This is a genomic window from Tardiphaga sp. P4_G1, assembly GCF_056401215.1.
Window position 1 is genome coordinate 20,579 of the sequence record NZ_JBFUJU010000018.1, and the last position, 23,575, is coordinate 44,153.

Annotated in this window: 27 protein-coding genes; 9 read left to right on the forward strand and 18 right to left on the reverse strand. The window is 61.7% G+C overall.

Annotated features, from left to right (window positions below; translation table 11 throughout):
• Positions 1-3: 3 nt before the first annotated feature.
• A complete protein-coding gene (locus AC1DUY_RS29995) occupies positions 4-588 on the reverse strand; it encodes an NnrU family protein (RefSeq protein ID WP_478119022.1) in 585 nt (194 codons plus the stop codon).
• Between the two features lie 150 nt (positions 589-738).
• Here AC1DUY_RS29995 and AC1DUY_RS30000 point away from each other — a divergent pair, with 150 nt between their 5' ends.
• Positions 739-1,734: a Bug family tripartite tricarboxylate transporter substrate binding protein gene (locus AC1DUY_RS30000; RefSeq protein ID WP_478119024.1), complete on the forward strand. Its 996-nt coding sequence runs from the start codon at positions 739-741 to the stop codon at positions 1,732-1,734.
• Positions 1,735-1,950: 216 nt separating this feature from the next.
• Here AC1DUY_RS30000 and AC1DUY_RS30005 read toward each other — a convergent pair whose 3' ends face one another.
• Both AC1DUY_RS30005 and AC1DUY_RS30010 read right to left on the reverse strand, forming a co-directional pair.
• Positions 1,951-2,328, reverse strand: coding sequence for a hypothetical protein (locus tag AC1DUY_RS30005; RefSeq protein ID WP_478119026.1), 378 nt, complete (start codon positions 2,326-2,328; stop codon positions 1,951-1,953).
• A 288-nt stretch (positions 2,329-2,616) separates the two neighbouring features.
• A complete protein-coding gene (locus tag AC1DUY_RS30010; protein ID WP_478119028.1) occupies positions 2,617-3,222 on the reverse strand; it encodes a hypothetical protein in 606 nt (201 codons plus the stop codon).
• Between the two features lie 198 nt (positions 3,223-3,420).
• Between AC1DUY_RS30010 and AC1DUY_RS30015 the strand changes: the two genes are divergently transcribed.
• Positions 3,421-4,086 carry a VOC family protein gene (locus AC1DUY_RS30015; protein WP_478119030.1) on the forward strand — a complete coding sequence of 222 codons (666 nt, stop codon included), beginning with the start codon at positions 3,421-3,423 and terminating at the stop codon, positions 4,084-4,086.
• 96 nt (positions 4,087-4,182) lie between these two features.
• On the opposite strand, the gene AC1DUY_RS30020 is transcribed toward AC1DUY_RS30015, so the two are convergent.
• Positions 4,183-5,460 carry a GGDEF domain-containing protein gene (locus AC1DUY_RS30020; RefSeq protein WP_478119032.1) on the reverse strand — a complete coding sequence of 426 codons (1,278 nt, stop codon included), beginning with the start codon at positions 5,458-5,460 and terminating at the stop codon, positions 4,183-4,185.
• 366 nt (positions 5,461-5,826) lie between these two features.
• On the opposite strand from AC1DUY_RS30020, the gene AC1DUY_RS30025 reads away from it, so the two are divergent.
• Positions 5,827-6,285, forward strand: a complete 459-nt coding sequence (locus tag AC1DUY_RS30025; protein WP_478119034.1) for an SRPBCC family protein — start codon at positions 5,827-5,829, stop codon at positions 6,283-6,285.
• A gap of 277 nt (positions 6,286-6,562) precedes the next feature.
• On the opposite strand, the gene AC1DUY_RS30030 is transcribed toward AC1DUY_RS30025, so the two are convergent.
• Positions 6,563-8,182: a peptide chain release factor 3 gene (locus AC1DUY_RS30030; RefSeq protein WP_478119036.1), complete on the reverse strand. Its 1,620-nt coding sequence runs from the start codon at positions 8,180-8,182 to the stop codon at positions 6,563-6,565.
• Between the two features lie 206 nt (positions 8,183-8,388).
• Between AC1DUY_RS30030 and sugE the strand changes: the two genes are divergently transcribed.
• Positions 8,389-8,703, forward strand: coding sequence for a quaternary ammonium compound efflux SMR transporter SugE (gene sugE / locus AC1DUY_RS30035; protein WP_068731015.1), 315 nt, complete (start codon positions 8,389-8,391; stop codon positions 8,701-8,703).
• Between the two features lie 6 nt (positions 8,704-8,709).
• Here sugE and AC1DUY_RS30040 read toward each other — a convergent pair whose 3' ends face one another.
• The 8 genes from AC1DUY_RS30040 to AC1DUY_RS30075 all read right to left on the reverse strand — a co-directional run bounded on the left by AC1DUY_RS30040 (position 8,710) and on the right by AC1DUY_RS30075 (position 16,542).
• Positions 8,710-9,726, reverse strand: a complete 1,017-nt coding sequence (locus tag AC1DUY_RS30040; RefSeq protein ID WP_089263901.1) for an inorganic phosphate transporter — start codon at positions 9,724-9,726, stop codon at positions 8,710-8,712.
• A 14-nt stretch (positions 9,727-9,740) separates the two neighbouring features.
• Positions 9,741-10,385, reverse strand: coding sequence for a DUF47 domain-containing protein (locus AC1DUY_RS30045; RefSeq protein WP_089264630.1), 645 nt, complete (start codon positions 10,383-10,385; stop codon positions 9,741-9,743).
• A 199-nt stretch (positions 10,386-10,584) separates the two neighbouring features.
• Positions 10,585-11,553, reverse strand: a complete 969-nt coding sequence (locus AC1DUY_RS30050; protein ID WP_093758258.1) for a branched-chain amino acid ABC transporter permease — start codon at positions 11,551-11,553, stop codon at positions 10,585-10,587.
• A gap of 1 nt (position 11,554) precedes the next feature.
• Positions 11,555-12,430, reverse strand: coding sequence for a branched-chain amino acid ABC transporter permease (locus tag AC1DUY_RS30055; RefSeq protein ID WP_089263899.1), 876 nt, complete (start codon positions 12,428-12,430; stop codon positions 11,555-11,557).
• Between the two features lie 66 nt (positions 12,431-12,496).
• Positions 12,497-13,717, reverse strand: a complete 1,221-nt coding sequence (locus AC1DUY_RS30060) for an ABC transporter substrate-binding protein (protein WP_089263898.1) — start codon at positions 13,715-13,717, stop codon at positions 12,497-12,499.
• Positions 13,718-13,754: 37 nt separating this feature from the next.
• Entirely contained in the window at positions 13,755-14,978 is a 1,224-nt protein-coding gene (locus tag AC1DUY_RS30065; protein ID WP_478119040.1) for an ABC transporter substrate-binding protein, read from the reverse strand.
• Positions 14,979-15,047: 69 nt separating this feature from the next.
• Entirely contained in the window at positions 15,048-15,794 is a 747-nt protein-coding gene (locus AC1DUY_RS30070; protein ID WP_309945468.1) for an ABC transporter ATP-binding protein, read from the reverse strand.
• Positions 15,787-16,542, reverse strand: a complete 756-nt coding sequence (locus tag AC1DUY_RS30075; RefSeq protein ID WP_089263895.1) for an ABC transporter ATP-binding protein — start codon at positions 16,540-16,542, stop codon at positions 15,787-15,789. The genes AC1DUY_RS30070 and AC1DUY_RS30075 overlap by 8 nt, the downstream gene beginning before the upstream one ends.
• 404 nt (positions 16,543-16,946) lie before the next feature.
• On the opposite strand from AC1DUY_RS30075, the gene AC1DUY_RS30080 reads away from it, so the two are divergent.
• Positions 16,947-17,549 (forward strand): PAS domain-containing protein, encoded by a 603-nt coding sequence (locus AC1DUY_RS30080; RefSeq protein ID WP_309945466.1) that lies wholly within the window; start codon positions 16,947-16,949, stop codon positions 17,547-17,549.
• A 3-nt stretch (positions 17,550-17,552) separates the two neighbouring features.
• On the opposite strand, the gene AC1DUY_RS30085 is transcribed toward AC1DUY_RS30080, so the two are convergent.
• Together AC1DUY_RS30085 and AC1DUY_RS30090 are read right to left on the reverse strand one after the other, a co-directional pair.
• Positions 17,553-17,900 (reverse strand): ArsC family reductase, encoded by a 348-nt coding sequence (locus AC1DUY_RS30085; protein WP_120292243.1) that lies wholly within the window; start codon positions 17,898-17,900, stop codon positions 17,553-17,555.
• Positions 17,901-18,043: 143 nt separating this feature from the next.
• A complete protein-coding gene (locus AC1DUY_RS30090; RefSeq protein ID WP_478119043.1) occupies positions 18,044-18,619 on the reverse strand; it encodes a DUF308 domain-containing protein in 576 nt (191 codons plus the stop codon).
• A gap of 180 nt (positions 18,620-18,799) precedes the next feature.
• Here AC1DUY_RS30090 and AC1DUY_RS30095 point away from each other — a divergent pair, with 180 nt between their 5' ends.
• From AC1DUY_RS30095 to AC1DUY_RS30105, 3 genes are all read left to right on the forward strand, one after another.
• Positions 18,800-19,273 (forward strand): MarR family winged helix-turn-helix transcriptional regulator, encoded by a 474-nt coding sequence (locus AC1DUY_RS30095; RefSeq protein WP_478119045.1) that lies wholly within the window; start codon positions 18,800-18,802, stop codon positions 19,271-19,273.
• 72 nt (positions 19,274-19,345) lie between these two features.
• On the forward strand, positions 19,346-19,504 hold the full coding sequence (locus AC1DUY_RS30100; protein ID WP_478119047.1) for a DUF5993 family protein: 159 nt from the start codon (positions 19,346-19,348) through the stop codon (positions 19,502-19,504).
• A 7-nt stretch (positions 19,505-19,511) separates the two neighbouring features.
• Positions 19,512-20,060, forward strand: coding sequence for a disulfide bond formation protein B (locus AC1DUY_RS30105; RefSeq protein WP_478119049.1), 549 nt, complete (start codon positions 19,512-19,514; stop codon positions 20,058-20,060).
• A 49-nt stretch (positions 20,061-20,109) separates the two neighbouring features.
• Here AC1DUY_RS30105 and AC1DUY_RS30110 read toward each other — a convergent pair whose 3' ends face one another.
• Positions 20,110-21,024 carry an SIR2 family protein gene (locus AC1DUY_RS30110; RefSeq protein ID WP_478119051.1) on the reverse strand — a complete coding sequence of 305 codons (915 nt, stop codon included), beginning with the start codon at positions 21,022-21,024 and terminating at the stop codon, positions 20,110-20,112.
• A 140-nt stretch (positions 21,025-21,164) separates the two neighbouring features.
• On the opposite strand from AC1DUY_RS30110, the gene AC1DUY_RS30115 reads away from it, so the two are divergent.
• Positions 21,165-21,827: an HD domain-containing protein gene (locus tag AC1DUY_RS30115; protein ID WP_478119053.1), complete on the forward strand. Its 663-nt coding sequence runs from the start codon at positions 21,165-21,167 to the stop codon at positions 21,825-21,827.
• Positions 21,828-21,836: 9 nt separating this feature from the next.
• Here AC1DUY_RS30115 and AC1DUY_RS30120 read toward each other — a convergent pair whose 3' ends face one another.
• Positions 21,837-22,343 carry a cytochrome P460 family protein gene (locus AC1DUY_RS30120; protein WP_478119055.1) on the reverse strand — a complete coding sequence of 169 codons (507 nt, stop codon included), beginning with the start codon at positions 22,341-22,343 and terminating at the stop codon, positions 21,837-21,839.
• Between the two features lie 12 nt (positions 22,344-22,355).
• The gene (locus tag AC1DUY_RS30125; protein ID WP_478119129.1) at positions 22,356-23,360 is read right to left on the reverse strand and encodes an alpha/beta fold hydrolase; all 1,005 of its coding nucleotides are present in this window, start codon (positions 23,358-23,360) and stop codon (positions 22,356-22,358) included.
• Between the last annotated feature and the right edge of the window lie 215 nt (positions 23,361-23,575).

Sequence of the window (23,575 nt, forward strand, 5' to 3'; positions counted from 1 at the left end):
AACTTAAGCTCCGAACACGGGAACGCCGATCACCACCGGATGGAAGGCGAAACCCAAAGCGAGATACGCGACGACGCCGACCGCGACCGCAATCGCATCATTCATCGGACCGCCCACCGGGATCGGCGGACCGCCGGCGTCAGCGCGATGTTTCATCGAGATGCGATCGATCACCGCCCAGGCCAGGAATGATCCGAACAGGATGATCGAGCCGAGATCGCCATTGGCGAGCAGATGCGCGGCGGCCCACAGCTTGATGCCGGCGAGCATCGGATGTTTCAGCGTGGTGTAGATGCGGCCGCGGATATAGGACGCAGTGACCATGATCACCGCCGGCAGCATCAGGGCGACGGTGATGTGCTTCATCGCCAGCGGCGGCGTCCAGACATTGATCCAGCCGGTCGCGCGATATTGCGCGAAGCCCCAGATGATCAGCGCGAGGCCGACGGCGGAGATCAGCGCAAAGCCGAGCTTGTAGACGCTCTCGCCCAGACGCGCGATCAACTGCGCGCGCGCCTCGCGCCTGATAATGAACAGGTGAATGCCGAGAAACAGCACGAGGCCGAGGATCATCACACTCAGTCCCATGATGTTCAGTCCTCTCGCCCGGGCGGTTGCGTGCCGGATGGGTTGCCCGCCCTGAAATTCCCACTATGGTCCCGCCCGGCCAGCGGATTTTAACCGCCTTTGGCGCCGGTCAGAGGGTTTCCGGGTATCACTTTTCAGGGGACGCACGCAATGCTGCGAAACGACACGACACCTACCCGCCTTCACCTTGCGCTCGCAGCGCTGTTGTTCGCGACGCTGCCCTTCGCAGCGCACGCGCAGGCGCCCGTCTGGCCGCCCAAGCTTGTTCGCATCATCGTGCCGTTCGGCGCAGGCGCGAGCCCGGACATCGTGGGTCGCGTGCTCGCCGACAGTCTGCAGACGCGGCATCCCGGCACCAATTTCGTCGTGGAGAATAAGCCCGGCGCCTCCGGCAATATCGGCACCGACGCCATCGCCAAATCCACGCCGGATGGTTCGACCATCGGCATCTCGCTCGGCGGCCCGCTCGCCATCAACACGCTGCTGTTTGCCAAGCTGCCCTACAATCCCGACACCGACATCGCACCGATCACTTTGCTGACGCAGCTCCCCAGCGTGCTCGCAGTGCCGACCAGCCTCGGCGTCAATACGGTCGCGGAATTCCTCGCCAAGGCCAAAGCCGATCCGAAGGGCCTCGGCTACGGCTCGATCGGCGTCGGCACGCTGTCGCAGCTCTGCATGGAAGCGATCGCGCAGAAGGCCGGCGCCAATATGGTGCACATCCCCTATCCGTCGTCACCCGCGGCGACCACCGCGCTGATCCGCGGCGATGTGCAGGTCGCATGCCTCCCCGCCATCGGCGTCACGCCGCAGCTCGCCACCGGCGCCGTGAAGATCCTCGCCGTCACCACCGCGAAGCGCTCGCCGTTCCTGCCGGATGTGCCGACACTCACCGAGAGCGGCATCGACGTGCAGTCCGACGCCTGGAATGCGCTGGTCGGCCCGGGCGGGCTATCGAAGGATGTGGTGGCGACGATCAATGCCGAAGTGACGCAGACGCTCGCCGAGCCTGCCGTGATCGAGAAGCTGAAGCTGCAGCTCATCACGCCCTCGCCGACCACGCCGGATCAGCTCCGCAGGCGCATGGCCGACGAGAAGGCGCTGTGGGCCGAGGTGATCAAAGCGGCGAAGATCAGGATCGATTGAGGTCTAACCTCTCCCCGTTCTTTACGGGGAGAGGTCGCCGCGTCTTCGCGGCGGGTGAGGGGCATGGCTCGAGGCCTGCCACAAACACGCTCCCTCAGGTTCCGCTGACCGACCCGCGAGTCCACGCTTGCCTTAACACCGTACAAGGCCCCTCACCCGCGCGCTGAGATGCGCGCGACCTCTCCCCGCAAATGCGGGGCGAGGTAAGAAGCACCGTCACACGAACCGGCAGTTTCGCGCGGTTTGCGCCATGCCGGACGACGACGAGGTCGGAATGCTGTAGCTCGCCTCGCTCGGCGTTTGGCCGCGTGCAGGCATGATCACCATGCCGTGGTCCTTCACCGAGCCCTTGGCGTTGGTTACCGTGACGTCGATGCCGCAGGCGATCTTGCGGGCGCAGTTGTTCTCGAAATCCATCTTGAACGAATACTTGCCGTTGTCCTGCCAGAACCCGACATACTTGTCGCCGACACAGGCCTTGGCTTCCTCGGTCCAGTTGTCGGGCTCGGGCCAGAACAACAAGGCGCTGCCGCCCGTGAGCGCGCCGACAGCGCAAACAATTGTCGCAATCAACACGAACCTGCGTCCAAACATCGCCGCCTCCGGAGTGGTTTCCCCTTCGTCGCGGCGGGTGGCGCAGTGGTTCACTCTCTTAACCTCTCCCCGCTCTGCGCGGGGAGAGGTCGAAACGCGTGCGCAGCGCGTGTTTCGGGTGAGGGGCATGGCACAAAGCCAGCCACGAAGAAGCACCCTCGGATCTCGATACTGCAGACCCGAGATTCCGCGTCCTCCCCCCGCCATTCAAGGCCCCTCACCCGGAGCCGTCGCTACGCGCCGACTCCGACCTCTCCCCGCAAATGCGGGGCGAGGTTAGGAAGCAGCTTACTTCCCGGACTGCTTCTCCAACTCCCGGTTATCGACATAGCGGATCATGATCGGCCGGCCGGCGATCGCGCCGCCGAGGCCTTTGGTCAGCCTTAGCGGCAAGCAGCTATGGAGCGAGGCATTGATGGCCTTGAGATAGGTGTCGCGCATGTCCTGCGGCACATCCTTGCTGGCAAAGGTCACGCGCGGCGGCGCGATGGGCGTACCGGCCGTGTTGAACGAGAACATCACCGACATCTGCATGCCTGCACGCGCAACGTCCGTCGCGGGCGGTGACCAGCACGACCGCAAGGCAGCGAACAGGTCGCCGATCGTATCGAGATCATGATCGGGCCGGCGATAGAGAGCCTGCTGATCGCCCGGCGGCACGCTCAGCACCGTGACCTGCAGGTTCTGGCCGATCGGATAATCGATCTCGGGAATGCACGGCCCGTGATCGAACACGCTGCAGGTGGACGGCGTACACGGCTCGCCATCGAGCACGCTGCACGGCCTGTGCGAGAAAGGTACTGCATCGCCCGCGCGCAGCCGCCGCGCCTCCGCCTGGCCAGCGAACGCCACCAACACGCTGACGATCAACAGTAACGTGAGGTTCCGTGTCATTCGGACACCCTTGCAAATGCGCCCTCACCTGAAATGATACAGGCGTGTGGCGTCATCAAGATCGGGATGGGTCACAACCGCACGAGCGGACCAACAAGCGGAACGCCGGCCAAACGACCGATTGCAGACATTGTTGCGCCTGCGCGCAGCCCGGCACCACACGTCGTCATCATTACACCCCGACCTCAGGAGACCGACATGAGCAGTCCCCAGGTGCATCGTGATACGTCCGTCACCATGAAGCTCGAAATCGTCGTCATTCCCGTGTCGAATGTCGACACGGCCAAAAGTTTTTACGCAAGCCTCGGCTGGAGGCTCGATGCCGACTTCGTGGTCGGCGACGACTATCGCGTGATCCAGTTCACGCCGCCGGGGTCGGATTGCTCGGTCATCTTCGGCAAGAACGTCACTGCTGCAGCGCCCGGTTCGGCGCAGGGCCTGTATCTGATCGTCTCCGACATCGAGGCCGCCCGCGCAGACCTGCTCAGCCGCGGAGTCAAGGTGAGCGACGCCTTCCACGCCGGAGATGTCAATGTCGGGCCGGACGAGCCTTATTTGTTCGGACGGCTTCGGGTGAATGGCCCGGATCCCGCGCGGGCCAGCTATCGCTCCTTCGCATCATTCAGCGACCCGGACGGCAACGGCTGGCTGTTTCAGGAGATCACCGCGCGACTGCCCGGACGCATCGATGCCAGTGCCACGACGTTCAACTCATCCACTGACCTCGCAGCCGCATTGCGGCGGGCGGCCGTCGCCCATGGCGCGCACGAGAAGCGCACCGGCGGCCAGCATGACGAGAACTGGCCGGACTGGTATGCTGATTACCTGGTGCGTGAGCAGACCGGCGAGCCGTTACCGACATAGTGACGCCATCGCGCTGCACATGGAATACGTTGCAACTGAATCGTCTGACGCAAAGCTGGATAACCCCCCCCCATCCTTGCGGAACCGAACTCGACGTCAGAGGCGGGCGCTATCCTGGCTCTGCAGCTGCGGGAGTGCGTATCCGGATCCGGCGACAGACGCGTCGGCAGAGGCGCTCAATAGCGCATGGGAAATCGTGCGGTTGCGGCCGGTCCGCTTCGCTTCGTAAAGTCGCCCATCGACCCGCTTGTACAGGCTCGGCCAGCTATCTCCCGGCCGCAGCGTCCCCACGCCGAAGCTCGCAGTGACCTGCCTCGCTCCACCCGGGACGGCAAAGCTGTTCTGCTCGATCGCGATCCTCAACCGTTCGGCATAATCAACCGCTTCCTGTTCGTCCGTATCCGGAAGGAACACCGCAAATTCCTCGCCGCCCAGCCGCCCGACGATGTCGCGTTTGCGCGACGCGTTGCGCAGCATGCGCCCCACCTCCCCAAGGACATCGTCCCCGACGTCATGACCGAGGGTGTCGTTGATGCTCTTGAAGTTGTCGATGTCGCACAAGGCGAGCGCAGCACGGCTCGGTCCGTGTTTGCGCAGATGGGCGGATACCCGTTCTTGAAAGCCGCGCCGGTTCAGGATGCCGGTCAACAGATCGAGATCGCGTTCGCGACGAAGATCGTCGATCATGTCGGACACCGCCGCGGCGAGGATGGCCAGCGCCAGGCCGGCGCCGAGCACGGCGAGCGAAAGCTGAAGTGCTTGCCAAAACATCGAATTGCTGAACGCGGTTCTGTCGACCGGCGCGGCAAATCCGACCGTGAGCAGGGTTCGCGGAAAAAAATGCAACCCGAACAGCAACAGCACCCAGAACAGAGCCCGATCGACATAAGGCCCGCGCGCCAATGCGGTGAGCCGCCCCGCTGCGATCAGCATCAGGAGGCCGTAGCCGAAATTCTGGATGTAGACCCGGGCGATGAGACTACGATCGATATAAAAGAAATAGGCGAGCAGAAGAACGAAGCCGGCAAGGATTGCCATGTCGATGACCGGGCCGAGCCCCTTCCCCGAACGCACCAGGATGCCCTCCACAGCGGCTATAACCGCCGACGTGTAGAGCGCGCCCGAGACGATGGCATTGGGCCCCGCGCCGGGCGGCCAACCCAAAATCTGCGACATCGCGCCGAGGGCAAACAGGACGCACGCGCCGGCCAGTAAGAGCAGGTAGTTGCGCTTCTTCTCGACGAGCCACGCGCAGACGAAGGCAGCCCCGAAGACGAACAATATTCCGGGCGTGATCAGTTGGAGCGTAGTTCTGACGATGACCCCATTCATCTCGCTCAAACTTTCCAAAAGGCCCAGGTCGTCGTGACGCACGGCTTGGGCACCGGTACCTCGTAGCCAGAGAACACTATCAAATTTGACCGGAAATGCCTCAAATGCGAGTCGATGACGGGAACCGGGTTCGTCACGCCCGATGTCAAAGGCCGCGAATACATCGTCAGTCGCCCGGCTCACAAGGGAAGATGGATGGCCGGGTCATCTCGCGAAGCCGCGCTTCGCGCTTTGCACAGCCAAGACGTGGGGAGAGTCTACCGCCCAACTCATACGTCATACACGGGCTTGACCCGCGTACCCATCTTCCCCGACAAAGCCTCCACACAATACGCAGCGCCGTTGCGCACTCATCAAGAACAAGACCGTTCACAACTGCGCGAACAGACCGCGGAGGAACTGCCAGCTATGACCACACCCAAGACACCGACGCATCCGTTCGAGCGCAGCCACTCCATCGTGATTGCGGCTGCGCCCGAAGCTGTGTTCGACTACGTCACCAATCCGAAAACATGGCCACAATGGCTGCCCTCCTCGCACGACATCGACTGCGAGGATCGCCCGATGCGGTTCGGCGACACGTTTCACGAACACTGGTCGACGCGGTCGGGCCCGGTTGCGCTGGACTGGCTGGTGATCGCCTGCGAACGTCCGCGGCTCTGGATCGGCCTGACACATATGAGCATCACCGGCCCGATTGTCGTGCAATATGTCTGCGATGTCGTGGATGGCGGGACGAAGTTCACGCGCACGGTGCGCAACCCGGCGCGGCCGAAGGCACCAACAGCGGAAATGATTGCGCGGATCGACGAGGAAGCGGAGTTGGGATTAGGGAACATCAAAAGGATTGTGGAATCCGGCACCTGAGGCTGTGCCTCAAGGTCGTACGAATTTCGTATCCAGTCCGCGACAACTATATTGGGGGCAGCGACCGATTGCGTTGCTTCATCCCACAAGATTTTCTGACACGCCTAGCGCGCAGGAATCTTTCTTTAAGAGTTCAGCGATACGGTTCTCTCAAGCGGTTCATGTATTGCGTACCGCTAGCAGGTCAAGATCCGCCGGAGCGACCCGGCGGATCGTCCTGATTCTGTCGGGAGACAACTGCGTCGGCCTACGAAAGGCCGAGGTCCAGCGCGCCGCCTCACCCCTGCTTCTTCACGTCCTTGATATCAGAGAACACAATCCCCTCGGCGCGTTCCTTGGTGTAGTTCAGATAGAAGTCGTTCTTCGCCAGGAACACCGGATCGCCGTCGACGTCGTCCGCGACGCCGGAATTGTTGTTGGACATGAAGGTCTCGAGCTTCTTCTTGTCCTCGGACGAGATCCAGCGCGCCAGCGAGAATTCCGAGACTTCGAAACTCACCGGCAACTGATACTCCGCATCGAGCCGTGCCTTGAGCACGTCGAGCTGCAGCGGGCCGACGACGCCGACCAGGGCCGGCGCACCGTCGCGCGGGCGAAACACCTGCACGACGCCCTCTTCCGACATCTGCTGCAAGGCTTCCTTCAGTTTCTTGGCCTTCATCGCATCGCCGAGACGCACACGACGCACGATTTCCGGCGCGAAGCTGGGCACGCCGATGAAGGTGATGTCCTCGCCGTCGGTCAGCGTGTCGCCGATGCGCAACGTGCCGTGATTGGGAATGCCGACCACGTCGCCGGCATAGGCCTCGTCCGCGATGGCACGGTCCTGCGCGAAGAAGAATTGCGGCGACGACAGCGACATGTTCTTGCCGGTGCGCACCAGCTTGGCCTTCATGCCCCTTGTCAACTTACCCGAGCACAGCCGCGCAAAGGCGATGCGGTCGCGGTGGTTGGGATCCATGTTCGCCTGGATCTTGAACACGAAGGCCGACATCCGGGGCTCGTCGGCCTCGACCTTGCGCAGGTTCGACTCCTGCGCGCGCGGCGACGGCGCGAAACGGCCGAGGCCTTCCAAGAGATCGCCAACGCCGAAATTGCGCAACGCGCTGCCGAAATAGACCGGCGTCATATGGCCTTCGCGGAACGACTGCAGGTCGAACGGCTTGGAGGCTTCCTTCACCAGTTCGAGTTCGTCGGCGACCTCGCTGGCGTCGAGATTCGGATTGCGACCGGCCAGATCGGCAATCTTGATCTTCTCGGCGGCACCCGTCTTGGCGCCGCCGCCCTCTAACAGGCGGATGCCGCCAGTCTCGATGTCATAAGTGCCCATGAAATCGCGGCCGCGGCCGACCGGCCAGTTGATCGGCGTGGTGTCGAGCGCCAGCGTCTTCTCGATCTCGTCGAGGAGATCGAACACGTCGCGGCTCTCGCGGTCCATCTTGTTGACGAAGGTGATGATCGGGATGTCGCGGAGGCGACAGACCTCGATCAGCTTCAGCGTGCGCGCTTCGATGCCCTTGGCGGCGTCGATCACCATGACAGCCGAGTCGACGGCGGTGAGCGTGCGATAGGTGTCTTCCGAGAAGTCCTCGTGGCCCGGCGTGTCGAGCAGGTTGAAGACGTGGCCCTGGAATTCGAAGGTCATCACCGAGGTGACGACGGAGATGCCGCGGTCGCGCTCGATCTTCATCCAGTCAGAACGCGTGTTGCGGCGCTCGCCCTTGGCCTTGACCTGGCCAGCCAGATTGATGGCACCGCCGAACAGCAGCAGCTTTTCGGTCAGCGTGGTCTTGCCGGCGTCAGGATGCGAGATGATCGCGAAAGTGCGGCGGCGGGCGACCTCAGTGGCAAGCGGGGAACGCGCGGCTGAGTCGGCGGAAAGGGCGATATCGGACATAAACGTGCCTGTGGCAGGGAAAACGGGCGCAATCAAGGGATTTTGGGCGGGAAACTGGCCGAAGTGGCGACCATCGGCCGCGTTGCGATCCGGCTGTGTGGGTCCCATATAACCCTTGCGAGGACGACCTCCAAATCATCATCATCCGGCAAAGGGAGACCTTTGCTTGCAGGGACGGCCCTGTATTTTTACCAGGAGGCCGTTCCATGGCTTGGTTGTTGCTGTTCATCGCGGGTTTGCTTGAAGTCGGCTGGGCCGTCGGGCTCAAATATACCGAAGGCTTCACCCGCCTCGTCCCCTCCGTCCTGACCCTGATCAGCATGACCGCGTCCGTCGGCATGCTCGCCCTCGCCCTCAAGGAACTGCCGATGGGAACCGCCTATGCGGTGTGGACCGGCATCGGCGCGGTCGGCACCGCAGCGCTGGGCATGTACCTGTTCGGCGACCCGGCCACCGTCGCGCGGATCACCTGTATCGGGTTGATCGTGGCGGGCATCGCCGGGCTGAAGCTGGTGTCCTGACCTGCGTCAGATAAAGCTCAGATGCAGCAGCTTCACGATCCACCAGGTCGCCGCGGCGACGATCGCCGCGGCCGGGATCGTGATCACCCAGGCATAGACGATCGAACTTGCCACGTTCCAGCGCACCGCTGATACGCGACGGGCTGCGCCGACGCCGACGATCGCGCCGGTGATGGTATGTGTGGTCGAGACGGGAACGCCGAGGAACGTCGCCGCGAATAGCGTCGCCGCACCGCCGGTCTCGGCGCAGAAGCCCTGCATCGGCGTGAGCTTGGTGATGCGCAGACCCATGGTGCGGACGATGCGCCAGCCGCCCATCAGCGTGCCCAGCGCCATCGCCGCCTGACATGACAGCACGACCCAGAACGGCACGGAAAACTCCGTGCCGAGATGGCCCTGCGAATAGAGCAGCACCGCGATGATGCCCATGGTCTTCTGCGCATCATTGCCGCCATGGCCGAGCGAATACAGCGAGGCCGAGACGAACTGCAGAATGCGGAAGGCGCGGTCCACGGCGAAAGGCGTCGAGCGCACCGAGGCCCATGACACGATGGCCACCAGCACCAGCGCCAGCAGGAAGCCCACCAGCGGCGACAGCACGATCGCCAGCAGCGCCTTGGACAGCCCGGTCCATAAGGCTGCCGAGAGTCCTGCCTTGGCGACACCTGCCCCGAGCAAACCACCAATTAGCGCATGCGACGAGCTCGAGGGAATGCCGAGGCCCCAGGTGATCACGTTCCAGACGATGGCGCCCATCAGGGCCGCAAAGATCACCGCGGGATCGATGACGCTGGGCTCGATGATCCCGGTGCCGATTGTGTTGGCGACATGCAGACCGAACACCAGGAAGGCGATGAAGTTGAAGAATGCGGCCCACAGCACCGCATATTGCGGCCGCAGCACGCGCGTCGAGACGATCGTCGCGATCGAATTGGCAGCGTCATGCAAGCCGTTGAGAAAGTCGAACAGCAATGCGATGGCGATGAGGCCGATCAGCACCGGAAAGGCGAGCGTGGCGTCCACCTGATGGCCCTGCCTTATACTTGTTCGATGACGATGCTGTTGATCTCGTTCGCGACGTCGTCGAAGCGGTCGGCCACCTTTTCAAGGTGCTTGTAGATCTCGGCGCCGACCACGAAATCCATGGTGTTGGCGTCGCGATGCTTGAGAAAGAGCTCCTTGAGCCCGATGTCGTGCAGATCGTCGACGCGGCCTTCGAGCTTGCCGACTTCCTCGGTGATCGCGGTGAGCAGGCCGACATTGTCGCCGATGGCGCTCATCAGCGGCACGGCGCGACCGACAAGGTTGGCGCATTCCACCAGCAGCGTGCCGATCTCGCGCATCGGCGGCTCGAACTGGCGCACCTCGAACAGCATCACCGCTTTCGCCGTCTGCTGCATCTGGTCGATGGAATCATCCATCGCCGTGATGAGGTTCTTGATGTCGACGCGATCGAACGGCGTGATGAAAGTGCGGCGAACGGCGGTCAGCACCTCGCGGGTGATGGCGTCGGCGTCGTTCTCGAACTGGTTGACGCGCTGACAGTAGACCGGCGTCTCGTCGCCGCCTTCCAGCATCCCCGCAAGCGCCTTGGAGCCCTCGACCACGGTCACTGAATGGCGGGCGAACAGGTCGAAAAACCTTTCCTCCCGGGGCAGAAAGGACCGGAACCAACGCAGCATCATCTCATCCAACTGTCAGGAAAACGCAGCGACCGGACCGCCAGATGGCGGACATGGTCCCGCGGGGCCACCGCCGGGCGGCCCTGTGTCACACGGATGTCATAAAGCATTTCCGGTCAAGGCGGGCAATCGCGCACCTTTTAGACCCGGTCATCCACCGCTTTATGACAGCCTGCTTTTCCTGAGGCAGTGCCTGGATTTAGAGCGACCGCTTGAAGTAATGCGCGATTTCGCCGATGACGCCGCGGCGGAAGGTCAGCACGCAGACCACAAAGATCACACCCTGGATCACCGTCACCCACTGGCCGAAGCCGGCGAGATATTGCTGCATGGCGATGATCACAAAGGCGCCCACCACCGGCCCGAACAGCGTGCCGAGGCCGCCAACCAGCGTGATCAGCACGATTTCACCGGACATGCTCCAATGCACGTCGGTGAGCGAGGCGTTCTGTGCCACGAACACCTTCAGCGCGCCGGCGAAGCCCGCAAGCGTGCCGGACAGGATATAGGCCAGCAGCTTGTATTGATCGGTCTTGTAGCCCAGCGACACCGCACGCGGCTCGTTCTCACGGATCGCCTTGAGCACCTCGCCGAACGGCGAGTTGATGGCGCGGTAGATAATCAGGAAGCCCAGCGTGAAGCCGGCGAGGATCACGTAATACAGCGTGATCGGCTTCGAGAGATTGAACAGGCCGAACAGCGTGCCCTGCGGAATGCCCTGGATACCGTCTTCACCATGGGTGAACGGCGTCTGCAGATAGACGAAGTACAGGAGCTGCGACAGCGCCAGCGTGATCATGGCGAAGTAGATGCCCTGACGACGGATCGCGATCAGGCCGGTGACGACGCTGAGCGCAGCGGCGGCGACGACACCGACGACGATGCCAAGTTCGGGCGTGAGGCCCCACACTTTCAGCGCATGCGCCGTGCAGTAGCCGGCGGTGCCCAGGAACATCGCGTGGCCGAAGGACAGCAGACCGCCATAGCCGATCAAAAGGTTGAAGGCACAGGCGAGTAGCGCGAAGCAGAGCGCCTGCATCACGAAGAACGGATAGACGCCAGTGAGCGGCACGACCAGCAACAGTGCGGTCATGATCGCAAAGGCGACCATCTCGTCTTTGACGGTGCGGCGGGGTGACGGAATGGCGTTTTCAGTGATCGTTGTCATATCAGGCAGCCCGTCCCGTCAGTCCGGAAGGTTTCACAAGGAGCACCAGCACCATCAGCACGAAGACGACGGTGTTGGAGGCCTCGGGGTAAAAATACTTGGTCAGACCCTCGATGATGCCGAGGGCGAAACCGGTGATGATGGAGCCCATGATCGAGCCCATGCCGCCGATCACGACGACCGCGAACACGACGATGATCAGGTCCGCGCCCATCAGCGGGCGCACCTGGTTGATCGGCGCCGACAGCACGCCGGCGAGTGCCGCCAGACCGACGCCGAGACCATAGGTCAGCGTGATCATCAGCGGCACATTGATGCCGAAGGCGCGGACCAGCGTGGGGTTTTCGGTGGCAGCGCGCAGATAGGCGCCGAGCCGTGTACGCTCGATCAGGAACCAGGTCGCAATACAGACCACCAGCGAGAAGATAACGACCCAGCCGCGATAGATCGGCAGGAACATGAAGCCGAGGTTCATGCCGCCCTTGAGCGCATCCGGAATCGCGTAAGGCAGACCCGACGAGCCGAAGTAATTCTGGAACACGCCCTGGATGATCAGCGCCAGACCGAAGGTCAGCAACAGGCCATAGAGATGGTCGAGATTGGCGATCCATTTCAGCATGGTGCGTTCCATCACCATGCCGAACAGGCCGACCGCCAGCGGCGCCAGGATCAGCGCCGGCCAGTAGCCGATGCCGGCCAGATTGAGCAGGAAATATGCCGCAAACGCGCCCATCATATAGACGGCGCCATGGGCGAAATTGATGATGTTCAGCATGCCGAAGATCACGGCGAGGCCGAGACTTAACAGCGCATAGAACGAGCCGTTGATGAGTCCGACCAGCAATTGCGCAGACAGGGCCTGTAGATTGATCGACATGTTGTTCTCAACTCTTATCGCAGGAAAGTCTTGGCCCGGCAGCGTGACGCCGCCGGGCCAACGATCTTATTTCTTCAGCAGCGCACAAGTGCTCTTCTCGATCGGTGTAAAGGCCTGATCGGCTGGCACCGTACCGGCAAGCTTGTAGAAATCCCACGGCGCCTTCGATTCCGACGGCTTCTTCACCTCGAACAGATAGCCTGGGTGAATCTTGCGGCCATTGGCTTCAATCTTGCCCTGCCCGAACAGCGGATCGTCGGTCGGCAATTCCTTCATCTTGGCAACGATCTTCGCGCCATCATGCGGATTGCTGCCGAGCGCTTCCAGCGCCTTGAAGTAGTGGATGAGGCCGGCATACACGCCCGCCTGCACCATCGACGGCGGAGCGCCGTTCTTCATGCGCGCTGCGAACTTCTTGGAGAAGTCGCGGGTCTTGTCGTTCAGGTCCCAGTAGAAAGTCTCGGTGAAGCTGAGGCCCTGCGCGGTTTCGAGACCGATCGCCTTGACGTCGGTGATGAACAGCAGCAATGCCGCAAGCTTCTGACCACCCTTGGCGATGCCGAATTCAGCCGCCTGCTTGATCGAGTTGGTGGTGTCGCCGCCGGCATTGGCCAGACCGATGACCTTGGCCTTCGACGACTGCGCCTGCAGCAGGAAGGAGGAGAAGTCCGCGGTGTTGAGCGGATGCTTGACGCCGCCGACCACCTTGCCGCCCGAGGATTTGACGACTTCCGAGGTATCGCGCTCCAGCGCGGCACCGAAGGCGTAGTCGGCGGTGAGGAAGAACCAGCTGTCACCGCCGGCCTTGACCATCGCCTGCCCGGTCGAATGCGCGAGCATGTAGGTGTCATAGGTCCAGTGCACGGTGTTCGGCGAACACTGCGCATTGGTGAGATCCGACGTCGCGGCGCCCGAATTGATGTAGACGCCGTTCTTCTCCTTGACGATGTTGTTCACCGCCAGTGCCACGCCGGAATTCGGCACGTCGACGATGGTGTCGACCTTGTCGACGTCGAACCACTGCCGCGCGATGTTGGAGCCGATGTCCGGCTTGTTCTGGTGATCGCCGGAGATGATGTCGATCTTCCAGCCCTTGGCCATCAGACCGGAATCCTCCGCCGCCATCTGCGCAGCCAGGGTCGAGCCCGGGCCGCCGAGATCGGCATAGAGACCGGACTGATCGCTGAGCGCGCCGATCTTGACAGTCTTGTCCTGGGCCATGACGACGCCCGCCATGGCCAGCGAAAGCGCCGTGCCGAGAAGTGCGGTCGAAATCTTGTTTTTCATGACTTCCTCTCAATGATTTGGACGACGGGCTTCTAAATTAGGTCTTCTTCAAAAGCGGACAAGCACTCTTGTCGAGCGGCGTGAAGGCCTGATCGGCGGGAATGGTCGCCACCAGCTTGTAGTAGTCCCACGGCCCCTTCGACTCCTCAGGCTTCTTGACCTCGAACAGATAGGCCGGGTGCAGCTTGCGGCCGTTCGGCTGGATCGTACCCTTGCCGAAGATGATGTCGTCGGTCGGGGTCGCCTTCATCTTGTCGACGATCTTCAACCCGTCATGGGAGTTGCCGCCCATCGCGTCGAGGGTCTTGAAGTAGTGGATCAGCGACGAATACACGCCGGCCTGCACCGTGGTCGGCATGGCCTTGTTCTTCATGCGCTCCTGGAAGCGCTTGGAGAACGACCGCGTGCCGTCATTGAGGTCCCAATAGAAGGTCTCGGTGAAGCTCAGTCCCTGCGCAACCGGCAGGCCCAGGGCATGGACGTCCGAAATGAACATCAGCAAGCCGGCAAGTTTCTGGCCACCCTTGATGATGCCGAATTCGGAGGCCTGCTTGATCGAGTTGATGGTGTCGCCGCCGGCATTCGCCAGGCCGATCACCTTCGCCTTCGAGGTCTGCGCCTGCAGCAGGAACGACGAGAAGTCGGCGGTGTTCAGCGGCGGCCGCACGCTGCCCAGCACCTTGCCGCCCATGGCGGTCACGGCGTTGGTGGTGTCGCGCTCAAGCGCCGAGCCGAAAGCATAGTCCGCGGTCAGGAAGAACCAGGTATCGCCGCCGCTCTTGACCATCGCCGAGCCGGTGCCGTTGGCAAGCTGATAGGTGTCATAGGCCCAGTGAATGGTGTTGGGCGAGCACTGTGCATTGGAGAGATCGGATGTGCCGGAGCCGGAGTTCAGATAGACGCCGTTCTTTTCCTTGACGACGTTGTTGACGGCGAGACCGACAGAGGACGTCGGCACGTCAACGATCACGTCGACCTTGTCGCGGTCGAACCACTGGCGCACAATGTTGACGCCGATATCCGGCTTGTTCTGGTGGTCGCCGACCACGACCTCGATCTTCCACCCTTTGGCGGCAAGCCCCGAATCCTCGACGGCCATCTGCGCGGCCAGCGTCGAACCGACACCGGTTACGTCGGCATAGAGGCCCGACTGATCGTTCAGCACGCCGATCTTGGCGGTCTTGTCCTGGGCGAACACAAGCGAGCTTGCGCTCATCATCAGCGTAAAACCCAGCAGCGACGTCGAAACGACTTTTTTCATTCTGTGCTCCCTACCCGTATTGATGGTTGTGTCTATCGTCGGACCGTTGGCTCGGTCCGTTATTCGATATTAGACGCCGAGATACGTATGCAGCTTGTCCATATTCGCCGAGAGCTCGGAATTGGCGAAGCCATCGATGATCTTGCCGTGCTCGACGATGTAGTAGCGATCCGCCACCGTGGCAGCGAAACGGAAGTTCTGCTCGACCAGCAGGATGGTGAAGCCTTCCGACTTCAGCCGCGCAATGGTGTGACCGATCTGCTGGATGATGACGGGCGCCAGCCCCTCGGTTGGCTCGTCCAGCATCAGGAAGCGCGCGCCGGTGCGCAGAATGCGCCCGATCGCCAGCATCTGCTGCTCACCGCCGGAGAGTTTTGTCCCTTGGCTGTTGAGACGCTCTTTCAGATTTGGAAACAGCTCGAAGATCTGATCCAGAGACAACCCGCCCGGCCGGATCGTCGGCGGCAGCATCAGATTCTCTTTCACGTCGAGGCTGGAAAAGATGCCACGTTCTTCCGGACAGAATGCGATGCCCTGCTTCGCGATCTTGTCCGACGAGGTCTTGATGATCTCGTTGCCTTCGAACTTTATCGAGCCGGTGCGCTTGCCGATGATGCCCATGATGGACTTCAGCGTCGTGGTCTTGCCGGCGCCGTTGCGACCGAGCAGCGTGACGACCTCGCCCGGCTTCACGTTGAAATTGATGCCGTGAAGAATGTGCGACTCGCCATACCAAGCTTCGAGATTCTCGATGCTGAGAATTGGATTGGCGGTTGCTGCAGTCGTTGCCGGTGCGGCCATTGTGATCTCAGCCATGCCCGGCTCCCAGATAAGCTTCCTTGACGCGCTCGTCCTTGGTCAGATCGGCGTAGCTGCCTTCCGCAAGAACCTTTCCGCGAGTCAGAACGGTAATGATGTCCGACAGATTGGACACGACGCTGAGGTTATGTTCGACCATCAGGATGGTATACTTCGCCGAGATGCGCTTGATCAGCGCTGCGATCTTGTCGATGTCCTCGTGGCCCATGCCGGCCATCGGCTCGTCAAGCAGCATCATCTCGGGGTCGAGCGCCAGCGTGGTGGCGATCTCCAATGCCCGCTTGCGGCCATAGGGCATTTCCACGGCGGGCGTATTGGCAAATTCGCTGAGGCCGACATCGTCGAGCAGTTCGGCCGCGCGTTGATTGTACTGATCCAGCACGCTCTTGGACCGCCAGAAGTCAAACGACGATCCATGCTGACGCTGCAGTGCAACACGGACATTCTCCAGCGCCGTCAGATGCGGAAACACCGCGGAGATCTGGAACGAACGTACCAGGCCAAGGCGCGCCACGTCGGCGGGCGCCGTCGCGGTGATATCCTTGCCCTTGTAGAAAATCTGGCCAGCGGACGGCTGCATGAACTTGGTCAGCAGATTGAAACACGTCGTCTTGCCGGCGCCGTTAGGGCCGATCAATGCGTGAATGGTGCCGCGGCGAACTTTGAGACTGACATCGCGGACTGCGAAAAAGCCCGCAAATTCCTTGGTCAATCCGTTGGTTTCGAGAATGAACTCATCGGTCAAGCAAATTTCCCCCATCGACCTTCCCAGCGCGTGTCTTCGCCAGTGGCCAACTTTTTGCGCAGCCGCATTTCGGGGAAAACTGAAAGTCATCCCCGCACGGCCACATCGAGTGGCGCGAATATGCCGTCAACGCGACGGCGAACGCAAGGTGCAATGCGGCAGAATTGGGTGGACTGCCTGTCGCACCGACTTCGCCCTTAGTCGTAGGCAGTTAGCCCCCTGCGCATGCAGAAAGCAGAGTCCGCCTGCGACCGGTCCACCGTGCAGAACGCACCATCCGTTTGCGCCGCAAGGAGCTCTGAAAATCGCTCGTTAATTGTATTGCGAGGCGACTTCCCGCGTTCATTGATTATTTGCTTGCTGTACTCATACTACCCTCGATCGATATCAGGGGGATCATTGCCGTGGACTTCCAGAGCGCCGACGCGTCCGTGGTGAAGTCCATTCGGCAGCGCGATCTGCTGAACTGCTGGCTACGGCTCTATGCGCCGCAACAGGCCCTGCCCGATATCACCAACTATCGCCCGGATCGGATGGACGACGAACGTCCCGATCTCGTCGACTACATTGTTGATCACAGCACCGCACCGCCGCGGCTCATCATCGACAGTAACGGCACCCGCATGGCGAGCGCCTATGGTACCACCGGCAAGGGACGCTATCTCGACGACTATCTCGGCCCGATCCTCGGCCCGGTCGTGCTGCCGGCCTATCATGAATGTATCGCACGCGAGCTGCCGACTTATACCGTCTCGATGATCGACGATGTCAACGGTCGTGTTGTCGCCTATGAGCGGATGCTGATGCCGTTCTCATCAGGCGATGGCGTCACCCATATCATCGCGTCGCTCAAGACGATCAGCGAGGACGGTGGATTCGAAATCAAAAATCTGATGCGCGGCCATCACAGCGTGCCGGTGCCGAAACTCCGCGCGGTGATCGATCGCAGCCTGTCCTATCGTGCGCCGCACCGGCTCGCAGCCGGCGACGTCGTCGAGATCGACTGATCGCTATTTTACGTCTTTTGCGTAAATCTCCGGCTTGAAGCCAACCACAAGCTTGCCGCCAAGATCGAGCACAGGCCGCTTGATCATCGAGGGCTGCTCGAGCATCAGCGCGATTGCCTTGCTCTCGTTCAGACCTTCCTTGGCAGCGTCATCCAGCTTGCGAAACGTGGTGCCGGCGCGATTGAGCAGCGTCTCCCAGCCGACCTCCTTGGCCCAGCGCTGCAGCCGCGCCTTGTCGATGCCCTCGGCCTTGTAGTCGTGGAAGCTGTAGGCGACGCCATGGCTATCGAGCCAGACGCGCGCCTTCTTCATCGTATCGCAATTCTTGATGCCGTAGATGGTGATGGCCATGAGATGTCGCCGTGCCTGCCAGGAGTGATCGTCGTTCTCACCTGACTAGCAGATCAGGCAGCAGCGGCTGACAGCAAATCCGCGATCATCCACAGAGGCGGCCGATGATGCCGGGGCCGACATCATCGGTTTGTCCTCAGATCTCAGGCCGTACGCCCGCGGTTCGCGAAGATCAACCACAGCGCCGACACCAGGAAATAGAAGGCGCCGAAACCGGCATAGGGCGCGATATCCACGATCGTCGGCACTGTGGCGCCGCCCGCCTGCTTGACAAAGAACAGGCCGGCCGCGGTCGACTGCGCGCCGCTCAGGATCATCGCCCACTGCGCACCGAATGCGCGCCAGCGTCGAACGCCGGTCACGAGTTGCGCGAGGCCCGCCAATGCCGCCCAGACGCCGAACACCGCGAGTACGGCATTCATCCCCGTGCGCAAGGCGATGGCCACGGCCAGTGCGGCAATGAGGCTCACCCCCACATTCAGCGCCTGCGAGGGATTGGCCAGCAAGCCGCCGCTGCCCTGGGCATCGAACCAGTTCGCAAGTGCATCCCAGGCGGGGTAACTGACCAGCAGGATGGCCGCCGCTCCCGGAGATGACGCGCCGATGGTGAAGGCGGCTGCCACCCAGGCTGCCGCGACGATGCCGCGCACAAGGTAATAACGTGCGAGGTCTCCGCTCGCTACGGCCGGCAGGCTGGCGGTTCCCTGTGGGACGGTCATGCTGGTCTCCATCGAAGCTTGCGCCGGGCGCTCTCCACCGGGCTGGCGGAAGGACCTCGGTCATATTACATATTACGATAATTAATATCGCGATATGGTTATTGGCTCGAGCAGATCGCCTTGTCGAGATTTATTTATCGCGATATACGTTATTGTGATATTGACTTGAGGAGAATTGCCGTGGTGCCCGCCGACATTCCGCTGGATCACCAGCTCTGTTTTTCGCTCTACAGCGCCAGCATGGCCATCGGCCGCGCCTACAAGCCGCTGCTCGACGCGCTTGAGATCACCTACCCGCAATATCTCGTGCTGAGCACATTGTGGGAGGGCGGCGCACAGAGCGTCGGCGGCATCGCCGACCGGCTGGCGCTGGAATCGAGCACGGTCACGCCGCTGGTGAAGCGGCTCGAACTGGCCGGCTTCGTCGCGCGCAAGCGCAATCCGGACGATGAGCGGCAGGTCGTCGTCAGCCTCACTGCCAAAGGCATGGGTCTGCGCGAAAAATCCCGCTGCCTTGGCGAGACGTTGTTCGCCGCGGCCGGCATGACGCCGGAACGGCTGATCGCCCTGAACAGCGAGGTCCATGCCTTTCGCGATGCCGTGACCAATTATACTGGCAAGACAAGTGTGACCGTGGCGGAGACCGCCGACTGACGCAGAAGACACACGACAGGGCGCCAGCGAATCTGTCGTAAGGTACCGGACACATTCAGCGCCGGAGCGACCATGGAGTTCACCGCACTTTTCCTGGCGATCGCCATCACCATGCTCGTCGCATGGTATGGCAGCCGCACGCTCGCGCTGTCGCTGTTCGCCGTGGTGCTGATCGCCTGCGTGGCGACCTTCCTGCACCACGCCACCGACGCGCTGAAACTGTCGTTCTGAGGCCATCATGACCCCACAGCGCGCTATCGCCCTCAACGTCCTCGCACTCTACGCCCTCGCCGCGCTGCTGGCGGCCGCCTTTGCCGCGCAGTTCATTTTGGGCGAACTGCCCTGCCCGCTATGCCTACTGCAGCGGATCATGTTCGCGCTGCTCGCCATCGGCCCGATCCTCAACATCCGCTTTGGCCCGCGTCCCAGCCATTACGCGTTGTCGCTGCTCGCCGCCGTGGTCGGCGCCATCGTCTCGACGCGGCAGGTTCTGCTGCACATCATGCCCGGCGATCCCGGCTTCGGCACCGCGCTGTTCGGCTATCGCTATTACACCTGGGCACTGATCGGCTTCATCGCAGCCATCGTTCTATTGTCGCTAGTGCTGCTGTTCGACCGGCAATTCGAGAAGGACCCCGCTGCCCACTCGGCGCCCGGTGTCATCGCGCATGTTGCCGTCTGGCTCGTGATCGGCCTCACGGCTGCGAACGTCGCATCGACCTTGCTCGAATGCGGCTTCAAGGCCTGTGCGGATGATCCCGTGGTGTATGAGCTACTGAAGCGATAGCGGCGTCCCGCGGGTGCGAGCGACCTTACAAATGCGTTGAGCTGGCACGTCAGGACGACCAACCCGCATTGTCGTAAATCTCTCCGAACGTCTGAACCGCGATACAGTTGACTCCCATCGACTCCAAGAAAAAGAGCTTTCCGGCCTGCCTCTCGTCGGACATATCGTTTTTGTAAACATACCAAGCTGGATGAAAGCGCTCGCGAAACTTCTTGAAGTACTTGGCACGCTCAATCAGAAGCCAGCGGAGAAAGACTTCGTTTTCTTCAAGAGCCAAACCAAAGATGAGCAAGGGTTTATTGAATACAACATGAATCCAGGTATTCGCACCTGCCCAAATGCGACGATCCTTTGCTCCAAAGAGAGGGGCGGCGCCGCTGCGATGAAGCCAAGTCCGGGCTCGCTGAACCGACCCCATATAGTGGCTAAGTCCCAAGCGAATGCTTCGCTTGTATTTTACCATCCCGTTAATGTGCCAAACGCCGAAAGAAGCGCACGGATCAGTGATAGCTGTTTGGCTAAAGTGACACTCCCACGGGTAGTAGCTCGTAAATTTCGGATTTTGCGGACGCCAGAACTGTGCATTGACGGCATCGCTCAACACTTGATCGAAGTTCGTCGTGAGCACTGGAGTACAGTGTCGTACTGCCCAGTTCATGATCTTCCGGTGATGTGGGAGTACATCCCAACCGTCCAGGAGCGCACAAAATTGCTCCTGCAGAGCACCGATCTTACTCCCAGACAAGAGCTCCAGCACATCATAAAATTCTGTAAGCGTCGTGCCAGGTGGCACCTCGACAAGCCCGGGCGAGCACTCTTGAGCAATCTCGACGAGCAGCTGATCCCAGGAATTTACACGTTTCGATTCTACGTATCGGTGGATGCCGTTTCCGATGATCAGAGCCAAATTATCGCTGCTCTGCTCAAGCAAGGCGCTAAGGCTGTTGACGGGGTTATTGGCCACAATTCCTCATGATGCTGCTTCGGCGATAAAACGGCATACACACTCAGCCTTGCCGCCTGAGTTCTACCCGTTCGCAATCCGAATCTAATGACATCAAAACACGCTTGGCAACGCCCGGCGGCCAATCTAACAACGACGCCATGACTGAGATCACCGGTATCGCTGCCGCCTTCGCTCCGTTCGAAACGCTGGCCTCTTCACTTCTGCATCACGTCAAGACCGATGATGGATCGCATGACGTCGCGCATCTGGCGCGCGTCTGGTCCAACGTCCGCACCATCCAGCAAGCCGAAGGCGGCGATCCCGAGATCCTGGCGGCAGCGACGCTACTGCACGACTGCGTCGCCGTCGAGAAGAGCTCACCGCTCCGCGCCAATGCCTCGCGCCTCGCCGCCGAACATGCGGTCACCTTGCTGGCGCCGCTGGGCTGGGCGAGCGATCGCCTGGACCGTATCGCCCATGCCATCGCGGCCCACAGTTTCTCGGCAAAGATCGCGCCAGAGACGGTCGAGGCGAAGATCCTGCAGGATGCCGACCGGTTGGATGCCATCGGTGCCGTGGGCATCGCGCGCTGTTTTTACACCGCCGGGCGGATGCAGTCCTTTCTGTACGATCCCGAAGATCCCGCTGCGCGCCATCGCGCGTTTGACGATCGCAATTTCGCGATCGACCATCTGCCAGCGAAACTGCTGACGCTCGCGGAAGGCTTCAACACCGTCACCGGCCGACGCATGGCGCAAGAACGCCACGCGCGGACCGAGGCTTTCCTGACGGCGTTTCTGGCCGAGGTCGGCGTCTCGTGAAGTGGGCGCTTATGGCGCCCACTTCGTAAACACGTAATCCCGCTCCTTCACGCGTGCCTCGTGACACGCAAAGCAGGTTTCGTGCTGTGCCTGATCCACCGGCTTGCCGTTAATGAAGCGGCCGAACCCCCAGCCGCCTGACGCGGCATACTTCTTCGAATCCTTCACCATCACCTGAACCGTTGTGGCGGCACCGGGGATCGAGGCGGATTCGAATTCAGGCAACTGGGTGTGCTTCCAGGCGAGTTTCACCAGCACCGTGCCATCGGGGAACGGCAGCTTGCTATCCCGATAGGCCTTGACCGCGATGTCGTTGCCGACCACCGCGCGCAGCTCATTCAGAGGCTCGGCCTCCTGCGCCGGCGCGATCAGCTCCCATTTGCGGTAGCCATCGGGAATCGTGACGCCGTAGATCGGCGACGCATTCACCGGATTGGCGGTGTTGGCGGCAAAGGCCGCCACCACCACGGATGACACCACACCTGCCGCGAGGCTCGCTGCAAGAATCCATCGCATCGCGGATCTCCCTCAGCGTGCCATCGCGTCGGCGTCGATGATGGCCTGGGCGAATTCACGCGGCGCTTCCTGCGGCAGGTTGTGACCGATGCCACCATTCACCGTGCGATGCTCGTACTTGCCGGAGAACTTCTTCGCATAGGCCTTGGGGTCAGGATGCGGCGCGCCGTTGGCGTCGCCTTCCATCGTAATGGTCGGCACCGAAATTACCGGCCCCTGCGCCAGCCGCTTCTCCAACTCATCATATTTCGCCTCGCCCTGGGCGCGTTCGAGCCGCCAGCGATAGTTATGGATGGTAATGGCGACGTGATCGGGATTCTCGAACGCCTTGGCCGAGCGGTCATAGGTGGCGTCGTCGAAATTCCACTTCGGCGAGGCCAGCTTCCAGATCAGCTTGGCGAAGTCGTGCCGGTACTTGTCGTAGCCCAGCCGGCCGCGCTCCGTGGTAAAGTAGAACTGGTACCACCATTCCAGTTCAGCCTTCGGCGGCAGCGGCATGCGGTTGCCCTCCTGGCTGCCGATCAGATAGCCGCTGACGGCGACCAGCGCCTTGACGCGCTCGGGCCAGATCGCAGCCAGAATGTCGGCGGTGCGGCCGCCCCAGTCATAGCCGCCGACCACCGCCTTCTCGATCTTCAGTGCGTCCATGAACGCGACGATGTCGGTGGCGAGCGCCGCCGGCTGGCCATTGCGCACCGTCGCGTCGGACAGGAAGCGCGTGCCGCCATAGCCGCGCAGATACGGGATGATGACGCGGTAGCCGGCGGAGGCCAGCAGCGGCGCGACATCCACATAGCTATAGATGTCATAGGGCCAGCCGTGCAGCAGCAGCACAACGGGGCCGTTGGCCGGGCCGTCCTCGGCATAGGCGACGCTGAGGTCGCCGGCATTGATCTGCTTCAGCGGCTTGAACGACGTATGCGTGCCGCGCTTGATGGCCGGGAGCTGCTTGCCGGCCTTGGCGGCCTGCGCCGCGGCGGAGCCGATGCCGCCGAACTGAGCCGCGGCGATGCCCATGAGCGCCGCGCCCAGCAGGCTGCGGCGGTTGAAGTGACTGGTGTCGCGCTTGTCATTCGTCATGGTGCAGGTCCTCCGGGCAATGACGGTTGAGGCCGTCGATGTGCGGACCATGCCGCGGTACCGGCATCCTCGCTTGAAGATTTCTCCGATTTTCTCTTGAGAAGGCCATGATTTATCGTTGAGACGGGGTGTGCTAGGGGACGCTCCTGCGC

Coding starts and splice junctions, on each gene's coding strand:
- sugE (WP_068731015.1), top strand. CDS start 8,389: ATGGCTTGGTTGTTGCTGTTCATCGCGGGTTTGCTTGAAGTCGGCTGG.
- AC1DUY_RS30000 (WP_478119024.1), top strand. CDS start 739: ATGCTGCGAAACGACACGACACCTACCCGCCTTCACCTTGCGCTCGCA.
- AC1DUY_RS30085 (WP_120292243.1), bottom strand. CDS start 17,900: ATGGCCATCACCATCTACGGCATCAAGAATTGCGATACGATGAAGAAG.
- AC1DUY_RS30050 (WP_093758258.1), bottom strand. CDS start 11,553: ATGACAACGATCACTGAAAACGCCATTCCGTCACCCCGCCGCACCGTC.
- AC1DUY_RS30065 (WP_478119040.1), bottom strand. CDS start 14,978: ATGAAAAAAGTCGTTTCGACGTCGCTGCTGGGTTTTACGCTGATGATG.
- AC1DUY_RS30015 (WP_478119030.1), top strand. CDS start 3,421: ATGAGCAGTCCCCAGGTGCATCGTGATACGTCCGTCACCATGAAGCTC.
- AC1DUY_RS30045 (WP_089264630.1), bottom strand. CDS start 10,385: ATGCTGCGTTGGTTCCGGTCCTTTCTGCCCCGGGAGGAAAGGTTTTTC.
- AC1DUY_RS30060 (WP_089263898.1), bottom strand. CDS start 13,717: ATGAAAAACAAGATTTCGACCGCACTTCTCGGCACGGCGCTTTCGCTG.
- AC1DUY_RS30030 (WP_478119036.1), bottom strand. CDS start 8,182: ATGTCCGATATCGCCCTTTCCGCCGACTCAGCCGCGCGTTCCCCGCTT.
- AC1DUY_RS30125 (WP_478119129.1), bottom strand. CDS start 23,360: ATGGGCATCGCCGCGGCTCAGTTCGGCGGCATCGGCTCCGCCGCGGCG.
- AC1DUY_RS30010 (WP_478119028.1), bottom strand. CDS start 3,222: ATGACACGGAACCTCACGTTACTGTTGATCGTCAGCGTGTTGGTGGCG.
- AC1DUY_RS30005 (WP_478119026.1), bottom strand. CDS start 2,328: ATGTTTGGACGCAGGTTCGTGTTGATTGCGACAATTGTTTGCGCTGTC.
- AC1DUY_RS30090 (WP_478119043.1), bottom strand. CDS start 18,619: ATGACCGTCCCACAGGGAACCGCCAGCCTGCCGGCCGTAGCGAGCGGA.
- AC1DUY_RS30115 (WP_478119053.1), top strand. CDS start 21,165: ATGACTGAGATCACCGGTATCGCTGCCGCCTTCGCTCCGTTCGAAACG.
- AC1DUY_RS30120 (WP_478119055.1), bottom strand. CDS start 22,343: ATGCGATGGATTCTTGCAGCGAGCCTCGCGGCAGGTGTGGTGTCATCC.
- AC1DUY_RS30055 (WP_089263899.1), bottom strand. CDS start 12,430: ATGTCGATCAATCTACAGGCCCTGTCTGCGCAATTGCTGGTCGGACTC.
- AC1DUY_RS30025 (WP_478119034.1), top strand. CDS start 5,827: ATGACCACACCCAAGACACCGACGCATCCGTTCGAGCGCAGCCACTCC.
- AC1DUY_RS30070 (WP_309945468.1), bottom strand. CDS start 15,794: ATGGCTGAGATCACAATGGCCGCACCGGCAACGACTGCAGCAACCGCC.
- AC1DUY_RS30105 (WP_478119049.1), top strand. CDS start 19,512: ATGACCCCACAGCGCGCTATCGCCCTCAACGTCCTCGCACTCTACGCC.
- AC1DUY_RS30100 (WP_478119047.1), top strand. CDS start 19,346: ATGGAGTTCACCGCACTTTTCCTGGCGATCGCCATCACCATGCTCGTC.
- AC1DUY_RS29995 (WP_478119022.1), bottom strand. CDS start 588: ATGGGACTGAGTGTGATGATCCTCGGCCTCGTGCTGTTTCTCGGCATT.